General features: G+C 31.2%; 14 protein-coding genes. 6 read left to right on the forward strand and 8 right to left on the reverse strand.

Annotation, left to right across the window (positions count from 1 at the left end; translation table 11 throughout):
• Nucleotides 1-11: 11 nt before the first annotated feature.
• From N5D46_RS09745 to rsfS, 6 genes are all read right to left on the reverse strand, one after another.
• Nucleotides 12-275 (reverse strand): hypothetical protein, encoded by a 264-nt coding sequence (locus N5D46_RS09745; RefSeq protein ID WP_115001599.1) that lies wholly within the window; start codon nt 273-275, stop codon nt 12-14.
• 83 nt (nt 276-358) lie between these two features.
• Nucleotides 359-1009: a phosphatidylserine decarboxylase family protein gene (locus tag N5D46_RS09750; protein WP_125350513.1), complete on the reverse strand. Its 651-nt coding sequence runs from the start codon at nt 1007-1009 to the stop codon at nt 359-361.
• The gene (locus N5D46_RS09755) at nt 1006-1854 is read right to left on the reverse strand and encodes a phosphatidate cytidylyltransferase (RefSeq protein WP_125350512.1); all 849 of its coding nucleotides are present in this window, start codon (nt 1852-1854) and stop codon (nt 1006-1008) included. Before N5D46_RS09755 ends, N5D46_RS09750 begins: the two co-directional genes overlap by 4 nt.
• Before the next feature lie 2 nt (nt 1855-1856).
• Complete coding sequence (locus N5D46_RS09760) at nt 1857-2462, reverse strand: hypothetical protein (RefSeq protein ID WP_280049855.1); 606 nt, start codon at nt 2460-2462, stop codon at nt 1857-1859.
• A gap of 131 nt (nt 2463-2593) precedes the next feature.
• Nucleotides 2594-4606: an ATP-dependent zinc metalloprotease FtsH gene (gene ftsH / locus N5D46_RS09765; protein WP_280049856.1), complete on the reverse strand. Its 2013-nt coding sequence runs from the start codon at nt 4604-4606 to the stop codon at nt 2594-2596.
• Nucleotides 4607-4628: 22 nt separating this feature from the next.
• Nucleotides 4629-4997 carry a ribosome silencing factor gene (gene rsfS, locus N5D46_RS09770; protein ID WP_038331822.1) on the reverse strand — a complete coding sequence of 123 codons (369 nt, stop codon included), beginning with the start codon at nt 4995-4997 and terminating at the stop codon, nt 4629-4631.
• Nucleotides 4998-5090: 93 nt separating this feature from the next.
• Here rsfS and N5D46_RS09775 point away from each other — a divergent pair, with 93 nt between their 5' ends.
• The 4 genes from N5D46_RS09775 to N5D46_RS09790 are packed head-to-tail and all read left to right on the forward strand — an operon-like array spanning nt 5091 to nt 7219.
• On the forward strand, nt 5091-5804 hold the full coding sequence (locus N5D46_RS09775) for a biotin--[acetyl-CoA-carboxylase] ligase (RefSeq protein WP_280049857.1): 714 nt from the start codon (nt 5091-5093) through the stop codon (nt 5802-5804).
• 27 nt (nt 5805-5831) lie between these two features.
• Nucleotides 5832-6347: an isopentenyl-diphosphate Delta-isomerase gene (gene idi / locus N5D46_RS09780; protein ID WP_280049858.1), complete on the forward strand. Its 516-nt coding sequence runs from the start codon at nt 5832-5834 to the stop codon at nt 6345-6347.
• 12 nt (nt 6348-6359) lie between these two features.
• A complete protein-coding gene (locus tag N5D46_RS09785; protein ID WP_038331829.1) occupies nt 6360-6770 on the forward strand; it encodes a 6-carboxytetrahydropterin synthase in 411 nt (136 codons plus the stop codon).
• Nucleotides 6767-7219, forward strand: a complete 453-nt coding sequence (locus N5D46_RS09790; RefSeq protein ID WP_038331831.1) for a peroxiredoxin — start codon at nt 6767-6769, stop codon at nt 7217-7219. Before N5D46_RS09785 ends, N5D46_RS09790 begins: the two co-directional genes overlap by 4 nt.
• Here the strand turns inward: N5D46_RS09790 and N5D46_RS09795 are convergent.
• Entirely contained in the window at nt 7216-7398 is a 183-nt protein-coding gene (locus N5D46_RS09795) for a hypothetical protein (RefSeq protein WP_038331833.1), read from the reverse strand. The genes N5D46_RS09790 and N5D46_RS09795 overlap by 4 nt on opposite strands.
• Nucleotides 7399-8213: 815 nt before the next feature.
• Complete coding sequence (locus N5D46_RS09800; RefSeq protein WP_280049859.1) at nt 8214-8888, reverse strand: YiiX/YebB-like N1pC/P60 family cysteine hydrolase; 675 nt, start codon at nt 8886-8888, stop codon at nt 8214-8216.
• A gap of 43 nt (nt 8889-8931) precedes the next feature.
• Here N5D46_RS09800 and N5D46_RS09805 point away from each other — a divergent pair, with 43 nt between their 5' ends.
• The gene (locus tag N5D46_RS09805) at nt 8932-9294 is read left to right on the forward strand and encodes a hypothetical protein (protein WP_115001578.1); all 363 of its coding nucleotides are present in this window, start codon (nt 8932-8934) and stop codon (nt 9292-9294) included.
• A gap of 78 nt (nt 9295-9372) precedes the next feature.
• Nucleotides 9373-10449 (forward strand): glycine cleavage system aminomethyltransferase GcvT, encoded by a 1077-nt coding sequence (gene gcvT, locus N5D46_RS09810; RefSeq protein ID WP_280049860.1) that lies wholly within the window; start codon nt 9373-9375, stop codon nt 10447-10449.
• Nucleotides 10450-10647 lie beyond the last annotated feature (198 nt).

Consider the following 10647-nt stretch of genomic DNA (forward strand, 5'->3'; position numbering starts at 1 on the left):
AAAGCTGAATCTTAATGACCAGCTTTTACAGTATCTTTTTTCTCAACTTTCGGAGTTTCTACAGTTTTTGTAGAATCTTTTACTTCCTCATGTTTTTCTTCAACAGCTTCTTCATGTTTTGCATGACCTTCGTGAGCAGCTTCAGACTTGTGGTGCATTTCTTCAGCAGTAGCTGGTTCGTGAACTACAGGAAGTACACCATGGTTTACACCTGCTTTAGAGTTACAAGATGTAGCAAATGCAGCAACAGCTACTAAAAGAATTAATTTTTTCATGACGTACAAAATTTATTGTATGAATATATTGTTATAATTGTTTTGACAAAATTAGTTAAAAACATTGAGTTCAACTAACTGATTTATTTCAATTGTGCAATTTTCTGAATTCCACCTTTTGTTTTATCTCCAACCTTTACATTGATTTCAGTATCAAGTGGTAAAAAGATATCTACACGAGATCCGAATTTGATAAAACCATATTCTTTACCAGCAACAGCTGTATCATTCTCTTTACTGTAGCAAACAATTCTTCTCGCAACAGCACCAGCAATTTGTCTAAAAAGAACTTTTGTATGATCTGTATTTTCTACAACAACAGTTGTTCTTTCGTTTAACTCTGATGATTTAGGATGAAATGCTACCAAAAATTTCCCTGGATGATATTTAGAATAAATAACCTTACCATTCACAGGATAACGTGTTACGTGTACATTAAGTGGCGTCATGAAAATAGATAATTGAATACATTTTTGATTCAAAAATTCACTTTCATATACTTCTTCTAATACAACTACTTTTCCATCTACCGGCGCAATAACACAATTTTCAGATGAATCTGATTCACGAATTGGATTTCTAAAAAACCAAACGACAAATCCATAAAGAATCCATAATGGTAAAGCGAATAAAAGACCATAAACAGGAAAAAAGTAATGTAATACTCCTGTAGCGATTGCAAATAAAATTAAGCAACCTATCAAAATTGCAGTTCCTTCTCTGTGAAGTTTCATAAAGTATATACTAATAAATAATATAAATAAACAAATGGTGTGACAAATATAAAACTATCTAATCGATCTAAAAAACCACCATGACCCGGAATTAAATTGCTGCTGTCTTTTACATTGAAAAAACGTTTCAATTTAGATTCTGTTAAGTCACCTAAAGGTCCTAATGCAGCAACGATTAAACCTATAATCATCCAATTACCATGTAAGTTTTCTCCAAAATATTTCTGAATAAAAAATCCAGTTAATAAAGTGAAAATAATTCCACCAAAAAAGCCTTCCCACGTTTTAGCTCCAGAAATTTTTGGTGCTAATTTGTGTTTTCCGATTAAGTTTCCTGTTAAATAAGCAAATGTATCGCTGCACCAAAGTAATAAGAAAACAAAAAATACTTCGTAGTGCATTACTTTTTCACCTAAACTATAATCAAAACTTGGTAGAGTAAGTGCAATAGCGAAAGGAGCGATGACGTAGGTTAAACCTAAAGTAGCTTTACCAAAATCATTCAATAACTCATTTGTTGATTTGAAAATAACATAAATACTAAAAATAAATAAAACAGGTATAATGAAATATAAACTTCGTAAATAAAAATAGTAGTGATTTGTAGTTTCAAAGGCTTGTAAAAACTCTTTCCCATAATATCCAAATACAACTAAAGCAGCTAAAAGTGAACCTAATTGATAAAGTTTATTGGTAAGATTGGTGATTTTAAAGAATTCGTACAAACAAAAAAGTCCAAAAACCATCATTAAAACGATTAAACCTTTTGGATGTATTGTTGTTCCGAAAAATATTACAAGTGCATAAATAAGTCCCGAAAATGCTCTAATTGCTAAATTTTTCATAGCTATTCTTCAACCAATAACAAATAAATATTCTTCGCATTCTGTATATTAGGAAATTTGTGCATGTTTTTCCCTCGAATAGAAGTTATTTTAGATGGAAGGTTGTCTTTTTTTAATGTTCGTAATTTCTGTAATGCCACGCTCACATTTTCTACTAATTGCGATGGGCGTGCATAGATAATAAAATTTGATGGAAAATCATCTATATTTCTTCCACAAGTTTGATGTGCAGATAACATAATACTACCATCAAAAGCAATCAGAAATTCGCAACTAAGGAAACTAAGCGTATAACGAGAATCGCATGGATTTTCGACAAAAGGAATATTGACTGAATTAAGAACCTGTTGTAAATTCGGATCAGGACAAATTAATTCGGTCACATTTTCGTAATTGATAATTTCTTTTAAGTTCTGAAAAGCTTCTTGATTGTTATCGCAGAATAAAAAGTGACCACCACCAGCGTTGAAGTTTGTCGCAAAAACTTCATCCATAGAAATATTATCCTCAGAATAATTTGGATGAAATAAATCAATATGATTATCATCGTCTTTATTCTCAGATTTCTCTGTTGCTTTTTTAAGTAGGTTTTTAATTGCTTTCCACATGGGAACTTATGATTTTTGTACGGTTTAATACAATTTCAGTCTAAAGGTAATAATTTTTAACAATATAATAAGAAGTAAAAAAAAAATCGCCTTATTAAGGCGATTTTTTTGAAAAATTATATGTTTTTTGATTAAATATCGTTTCCAGATTCTGGTTGAACAACTTGCTCTGAACCAGCTTCTGTAGCTTCTTCTTGTTTTTCTTCGATTTGATCTAATTCGTTTACAAATTTTCTTGGACCGAAAATTTCTTCCAAATCTTCTCTAAAGATCACCTCTTTTTCAATTAATTTTTGAGCTAAAACATCTAATTGATCGCGATGTTCACGTAAAATATCTTTTGCTCTATCATATTGAGCTTCGATCATTGTTTTTACCTCTTTATCAATTACCTGAGCAGTTTGTTCTGAATAAGGCTTGCTGAAGCCATACTCATTTTGTCCAGATGAATCGTAATAAGAAACATTACCAACTTCTTTGTTCAATCCGTAAATACTAACCATTGCAGAAGCTTGTTTTGTAACTTTTTCCAAATCACTTAATGCACCAGTAGAAATATTATTGAAAACAACTTCCTCAGCAGCACGACCACCCATTGTCATACACATTTCGTCTAACAATTGTTCTGTCGTTGTAATTTGTCTTTCTTCTGGCAAATACCAAGCGGCACCTAACGAACGTCCACGAGGAACGATAGTTACTTTAACCAATGGAGCAGCGTGTTCTGTTAACCAACCAATTGTAGCGTGACCAGCTTCGTGATAAGCGATACGTTTTTTCTCAGAAGGTTTAATCACTTTACTTTTCTTCTCTAACCCACCAATAATACGGTCAACAGCGTCTAAAAAGTCTTGTTTTTCTACGACGTCTTTGTTTTTACGAGCAGCAACTAAAGCCGCTTCGTTACAAACATTGAATATATCTGCACCAGAGAAACCTGGAGTTTGTTTTGCTAAAAATTCGATTTCAACATCTTCACCTAATTTTAATGGACGTAAGTGAACCGCGAAGATTTCTTTACGTTCGTTTAATTCAGGTAAATCAACATGAATAATACGGTCAAAACGACCTGGACGCATCAATGCTTTATCCAATACATCAGCACGGTTTGTTGCAGCAATCACAATTACGTTAGATTCTGTTCCGAAACCATCCATTTCTGTTAATAATTGGTTTAATGTATTTTCGCGTTCGTCATTAGAACCTGTAAAGTTAGATTTTCCACGCGCACGACCAATTGCATCAATCTCATCAATAAAGATAATTGAAGGAGATTTTTCTTTTGCATTTTTGAATAAGTCACGTACACGAGATGCACCAACTCCCACAAACATTTCTACGAAATCTGATCCTGATAATGAGAAGAAAGGCACTTTCGCTTCTCCAGCAACAGCTTTTGCTAATAAGGTTTTACCTGTACCCGGAGGTCCTACTAATAAGGCTCCTTTTGGGATACGTCCACCTAATTTTGTGAATTTTTCTGGGTGTTTCAAGAATTCAACGATTTCTTCGATTTCTTCTTTTGCACCTTCTAAACCTGCAACATCTTTGAAAGTTGTTTTGATATGATCATCACCTTCAAATAATTTCGCTTTCGATTTTCCGACAGAGAAAATTCCTCCGCCACCTCCAGCAGATCCGCCTCCGCCCATTCGTCTAAATAGTAAGAAGTAGATTAATCCGAAGAAAATTAATGAAATGAAAAGATTCATAAACAAACTTCCAAAACCATTTGAAATTTGTGTGTTAAGAACGGCAGTTTTATTTGGACTCTTTTCTACGTTAGCATAAAAATCTTTTTCAAAATTTCCTGCATCAGCAACATTGAAAATAAAGTTTGGAGTACCTGTAGCAAAAGGATTTAAAGTTTCGTTTGATTTTTTAAACTTTTTAAATTCTTCAGTATTCAGAGCTGCGTCCGTTAAATATACACTTACACGTCCTGATTCTTTTTCTAGATTGGCTTCTTTTACGTAACCTTTTTCTACATAAGAAAGGAAAGTCGTACGGTCTATATTTTTAGTAGTTCCGCCGGCACCTCCAATGTTATCAGAAAATAATAGAAAGGCAATCAGCAATAATCCAATAATGGCATATATCCATGTAGGATTAAACCCCGAAGGTTTAAAATTATTTTTTTTCAATTTTTTTTGGTTTCAGTTATGATTAATATTCCATTTCGATACGCGTCTCTACGGCATCACCCCAAAGACTTTCGATATCGTAATATTCTCTGTATTCTTTTTGGAAAATATGGACAATAACATTAGTGTAGTCCAACAAAACCCATTGATTATTTTGCGTTCCTTCAACATGAAAAGGTCTTTCTGACATTTCTGTTTTTACAGTTCTTTCAATCGAACCAGCTAAAGCACTAACTTGTGTATTCGAGTTTCCGGTACAAATAACGAAGTATTGACAAAATGCATTTTCAATTTCGCGTAAATCTAGAATTGTAATTTCTTCTCCTTTAACATTTGTAATTCCGTCAACAATGCTATCTAGCAAGTCTTTTGTATATTGAGTATCTATCATCTTTTATTTTGTAATTCGCAAATTTAGTGAATCCTTATTAAAGTTTAAACTTTTTAAAATAACTTTAACCACTCTATAAAAATAGTAAAAAAAATGTATTTAATTAGTTTTGATTCTTTGCCTAATACGAATGAGTTCTTGGTGGATTTGTCCAAAAAAGATGCCAATAGTTGGACTGTCATACATGCTAAAAATCAAACAAAAGGAAAAGGTTACGCAGGAAATGAGTGGAAAGTTGTCGCTGGAGAAAATTTAACCTTTAGTTTTTTGTTGAAAACAGATTATAGTTTTCAAGAATTAATTTATTTTAACGAATGGATTTCGAATGTTATTTGTCTATTTTTAAAACAATTTCATCCAAAATCTAACGTAAAATGGCCAAATGATATTATTTTAAATGATAAAAAGGTTTGCGGAATTTTAATTGAGAATCATCGTTCTAATGGAATAATGAATTCTGTAATTGGAATTGGAATTAATGTCAATCAAGCTGATTTTAATCACTTACCAAAAGCAACATCTATTTATAAAGTAACTGACAAAGAATATGACATCGAGGAAATTTTGGCAGATTTAATGCATCATTTCGAAAATGAATATCCAATTTTAGAACAGAAAAATTTCGAACAAATTCATCAAACTTATTTAGATAATCTTTTTAGAAAAGATGAAATCTCACAATTTAAATTAGATGGAGTAGAAGTGGACGGAATTATTAGAGATGTAAATGAAGCGGGAAATTTACTGATCGAAATCAATCAAGCATTGCGAGAATTTAAGCACAAAGAAATCGAACTTCTTTTTTAATCCTACATAAATGGTTATTTTTGTTTTATGGAAGAATTTGTAGTTTTAGTTGATCAGGACGATCAAAAATTAGGATTGATGGAGAAGCAACAGGCTCATGTAGCTGGTTTGTTGCATCGTGCATTTTCTGTTTTTGTATTCAATTCCAAAGGAGAATTGATGATTCAGCAACGAGCTGCGAGCAAATACCATTCGCCAACGTTGTGGACGAATACATGTTGTAGTCATCCGCGCGATAACGAAACATACGAACAAGCGGCGCACAGACGTTTGGAAGAAGAAATGGGATTTGATTGCGAATTAGAATATAAATTTAATTTCATTTACAAAGCGCATTTAGAAAATGATTTGATTGAGCATGAATTAGACCATGTTTTTATCGGAACATTTGATAACGAACCAAAGCTAAATTCTGATGAAGTGATGGCTTATCGTTGGGTAGAATTGGATGATTTGAAAAAAGATATGGAAAAAAATCCTCAGAATTATACAGCTTGGTTCAAAATAATTTTTGAACATTACGTTTCGTATATCGAAGAATAAAAATTTATACAGATGAAAGTTACTGTCAACAGAAAAGCACATTTTAACGCTGCGCACCGATTGTTTAACAAGAATTGGAGCGATGAACAGAATTTTGAAGTTTTCGGAAAATGTTCTTACCCAAATTATCACGGACACAATTATGAAATTATTGTCGCGGTGAAAGGTGAAGTTGATCCAGAAACAGGTTTTGTGATGAATTTGGACGAATTACGAAAAATTATCGCGGTTGAAGTTGAAGATTATTTGGATCATAAAAATCTGAATGTTGATATTGAAGAATTTAAAACTATCAATCCAACTGCCGAAAATATTGTGATTTTGATTTGGAATAAAATTAGAGCAAAATTAGCGACTGATTTAGAATTGAAAGTAACCTTATACGAAACTCCACGTAATTTCGTAGAATACGCAGGCGAATGAAATTAGGTGATCACATTCCAACTTTTTCGTTGGAGGATAATAAAGGAAATTGGTTTAATTCGGACGAGTTTTTGTACAAAAAATATTTTGTTTTATTCTTTTATCCAATGGATTTTACGCCAATGTGTACAAAAGAAGTCTGTCAATTTCGTGATGTAAATGCAGAATTTAATGCTTTGGATGCTGTGATTGTTGGAATAAATGGACAATCAACATCTTCTCACGAAAAGTTTTATACAAAACATCAACTAAACTTTCCGTTGCTTTCTGATAAAGGCGCAAAGTTGTCGAAATTGTTAGGAATTAAAAAGAAATTTGGCTTAATCACCCCGAGAGAAACTTTTGTATTCAATAAACAAGGAAAATTAATCAAACACATTGTTTCAAATGTTGCCGAAACGCACATCGAGGAAGCGATGAAAGCAATAAAAAAAGACCAAGAAAATTAGTTTTCTTGGTCTTTTTGTTTGTATAACATTTTTCTTACAACAACGCGATAAATAAAAAAGATAACCGTTCCAATTGCCGAATAAACCAACATTGTTTGTACATCGCTTTTATCAAACAGATATTTTAGTCCAAACAACACGAAAAAGAAAATGATACTATAAATGATATTTTGTTTCATGTGGTAAAAGTAGGGATTATTGGATGATAATTGATAGAGTTAGTTAACAGCTTTTATTGTATTATTTTTCTTAGTTGATAATATTTCAGTTTGTAGATTCGTGTCATTCATTAATATAATTTGGAATATAGTAATTAAAGTAGGAAAAATGATTTTAAAAATGAATAAACGAACTGTTTTAATCATCTTAAAATTGTCAATATTATCATTAATTGGACTAAGCTTTAGGAATAAATTCAAGAAAATAATTGAACTTGAAAATATTAGAATAATAAATAAGATGATTGGATTATCGAATGTTTTTAGATAAATGTTTATTCCTAAAAATATTAGAGTTAGAAGAATTATTAAACCTATTTTTAAAAACATTTTAGAGTTTTTAAAGCAAAGTATTATCAAGATATTGATGATAATGATTAATGTTATATTAAATATGTACATTTTATTAATTTATAATGTTTAGGGTTGTTTTAAAATTGTCTTAAAACTTCAACTCTCTAATTCGAACTTCGAAACTTGTTTCTTTTGCGGTTAATGAAAAGTAAAGGTTAGAAACTAGATATTTGTTAATGCCTCATATTACTTTCTAATATAATACCCTTTTTCATTGGTTTGATTATTTTTTATAATTAAAATATATCCAAAACAATACTGAGTTTCATTGTTAGAAACTTCTTTAGATTTTTCCAAGATATCTCCAATATGATATCCATTTCTATATTTCCAATTCTGATTATTTATATAATAGTTAGAATTGAAATAGAGAAATATGCAACATAGAATTAGAAATACAATTCCTATTATTTTTTTCTTTTTCATAAAGTCAACTCTCCAATCCTAACTAATTTCTCAGAAGTTGCCAACTGATTTGGATTTGTTCCTGGTTCATCTTGCGGAACTTCTTTTCCTTTTTTACGATAAAAATCAATCCAAAAATCATCAATAATTCCGGTTCCTTTGTTTTTAAAATTCATCGGTATCAGTTCAAAAACGTTATCATCACGAAAGGCTCTTTCCACAAAATCGGAACAATATAATTCGTCATCATTCAAAATATATAACCAATTATAAGGTTTTCCGAGCATTGTTTTAGCTTTTTCAATTGCATGAGGAATCGTAGATTGATATTCTTTTTTGAGACGATAAATAACAATTTTATTGTTCTTTTCGGTTTGAGAAATATAAAAATGATGAATTTCCTCTCGTTGTGATCCACCCATTGGTGCAGCATGTAGAACAAAAATAGAATCAGCCGTTTTTTCAATCAATCCAACATGATCAAAATTGGTTTCGTCATTTATTTTTGTCACTCTATTTATCGCGCCCGAAAGTTCTTCTGTTTGCGCACCAACAAAAATCAAATCTCCATTTTGAATATTTTGTAATGAAATTGTATGTTTTTCTTTTAATATTTTTGATTTTGTACAACTATTCATTGTCAATGTAAATAGAAGTAAAAAGATAGGAAATAAAACGAATATTTTTTTCATTCGGAATGAATTATTACTTTTAATCCACGAATTAACCAAAAAGATGGATTTTAAAAAAATTTTGACCATATCAATTGTCGTTTTATTGATTTTAGTTGGTGCTGCAATTATTATTGGAAGCAACAAAGATCGACGTGTTTTCTTTATTGAGAGCTTTGATAAACCAATTGAAAATGTTATTAATTCTCGTTTGGATACAGATTATTCGTACGAAATTGTAAAAGTAAAAGGTAAAACAAACGATACTATTTTGATTATTCCTTGCGAAGGTTGTCAACCGTTGAAATTATCAGGAAAAATAAACGAAAAGTTTATGAACAAATTTGGTAAAGGAAAATCGGTTATGCGTTTCGAGCCGTATAAAGCGACGGAAGGGAATTTAAAAATTATTCACAAAATTAGATAATCTTCTATTTAAGAAATTTTCCTAACAATTAATTCCTTATTTTTGGGAGAATTATAAACTTATCAAAGCAAACAAACAATGAAAGTAACTGCATTAAACCAAAAGCACAAAGATTTAGGTGCGAAAATGGTTCCTTTTGCTGGATATGAAATGCCAGTGCAATACGCAGGTGTTAACCAAGAACACTTTGCTGTTCGCGAAAAAGTTGGTGTTTTTGACGTTTCTCACATGGGACAATTTTTTGTAAAAGGAGAAAAAGCAACAGACTTATTACAACACTTATTGACGAATGATGTAACGAAAGTTGCCATTGGTCAAGCTCAATATAATGCAATGCCAAACGAAAAAGGAGGAATTGTAGATGATTTAATCATTTATAAAATCTCTGATGATGAATGGATGGCAGTTGTAAATGCATCTAACATCGATAAAGATTGGGAATGGATGAACAAACATAATACGTTTGGTGCAGAATTAACAAACAAATCTGATGAGATGTCTTTGTTAGCAATCCAAGGTCCAAAAGCAATTGAAGCAATGCAAGCGTTGACAGATGTTAATTTAGCTGAAATTCCGTTCTATCATTTCGCAATTGGTACGTTTGCAGGTATGGAAAATGTAATTATTTCTGCAACAGGTTACACTGGTTCTGGAGGTTTCGAGATTTATTTCGCGAATGAGCAAGCAAACGAAATGTGGGACAAAGTAATGGAAGCTGGAAAATCTTTCGATATTGAGCCTTGCGGTTTAGCTTCTCGTGACACATTGCGTTTAGAGAAAGGATACTGCTTATACGGAAATGATATCAATGATGATACAACTCCATTAGAAGCTGGTCTTGGTTGGGTAACGAAATTGGACACAAATTTTATTTCATCTGATATTTTAAAAGCTCAAAAAGAAGCTGGAGTTGAGAAGAAATTAGTTGGTTTCAAAATGATCGAAAGAGGAATTCCTCGCCACGATTATAAAGTTGTAGATGACAACGAGAATACAATCGGTATTGTGACTTCAGGAACGCAGTCTCCAATGTTGAAACAAGGAATTGGTTTAGCATATGTTCATACAGATTTTGCTAAAGTTGGAACAACAATTAGAATTCAAATTCGTGATAAAAATGTATTAGCAGAAGTTGTAAAAACTCCTTTTGTTTAAAACAATATAAAGTCAAAATACAAAAAAGCTTTCGAGGATTTCGAAAGCTTTTTTTATGAATTCATATTAATTGATACATTTATTGATGTCTTTTTTAGATAAAATTAATAAAATAGATTATTAACTACGAATATTATAAAATTGTTAATATTTCTTAAAAAAAACATAACTTAGATTTGCTTAAATATGATATATGTT

Origin of the sequence: Empedobacter sp. GD03865 (genome assembly GCF_029840775.1) — a bacterium.
Lineage (GTDB): Bacteria > Bacteroidota > Bacteroidia > Flavobacteriales > Weeksellaceae > Empedobacter > Empedobacter falsenii_B.

Coding starts and splice junctions, on each gene's coding strand:
- N5D46_RS09745 (WP_115001599.1), bottom strand. CDS start 275: ATGAAAAAATTAATTCTTTTAGTAGCTGTTGCTGCATTTGCTACATCT.
- N5D46_RS09750 (WP_125350513.1), bottom strand. CDS start 1,009: ATGAAACTTCACAGAGAAGGAACTGCAATTTTGATAGGTTGCTTAATT.
- N5D46_RS09755 (WP_125350512.1), bottom strand. CDS start 1,854: ATGAAAAATTTAGCAATTAGAGCATTTTCGGGACTTATTTATGCACTT.
- N5D46_RS09760 (WP_280049855.1), bottom strand. CDS start 2,462: ATGTGGAAAGCAATTAAAAACCTACTTAAAAAAGCAACAGAGAAATCT.
- rsfS (WP_038331822.1), bottom strand. CDS start 4,997: ATGATAGATACTCAATATACAAAAGACTTGCTAGATAGCATTGTTGAC.
- N5D46_RS09775 (WP_280049857.1), top strand. CDS start 5,091: ATGTATTTAATTAGTTTTGATTCTTTGCCTAATACGAATGAGTTCTTG.
- idi (WP_280049858.1), top strand. CDS start 5,832: ATGGAAGAATTTGTAGTTTTAGTTGATCAGGACGATCAAAAATTAGGA.
- N5D46_RS09785 (WP_038331829.1), top strand. CDS start 6,360: ATGAAAGTTACTGTCAACAGAAAAGCACATTTTAACGCTGCGCACCGA.
- N5D46_RS09790 (WP_038331831.1), top strand. CDS start 6,767: ATGAAATTAGGTGATCACATTCCAACTTTTTCGTTGGAGGATAATAAA.
- N5D46_RS09795 (WP_038331833.1), bottom strand. CDS start 7,398: ATGAAACAAAATATCATTTATAGTATCATTTTCTTTTTCGTGTTGTTT.
- N5D46_RS09800 (WP_280049859.1), bottom strand. CDS start 8,888: ATGAAAAAAATATTCGTTTTATTTCCTATCTTTTTACTTCTATTTACA.
- N5D46_RS09805 (WP_115001578.1), top strand. CDS start 8,932: ATGGATTTTAAAAAAATTTTGACCATATCAATTGTCGTTTTATTGATT.
- gcvT (WP_280049860.1), top strand. CDS start 9,373: ATGAAAGTAACTGCATTAAACCAAAAGCACAAAGATTTAGGTGCGAAA.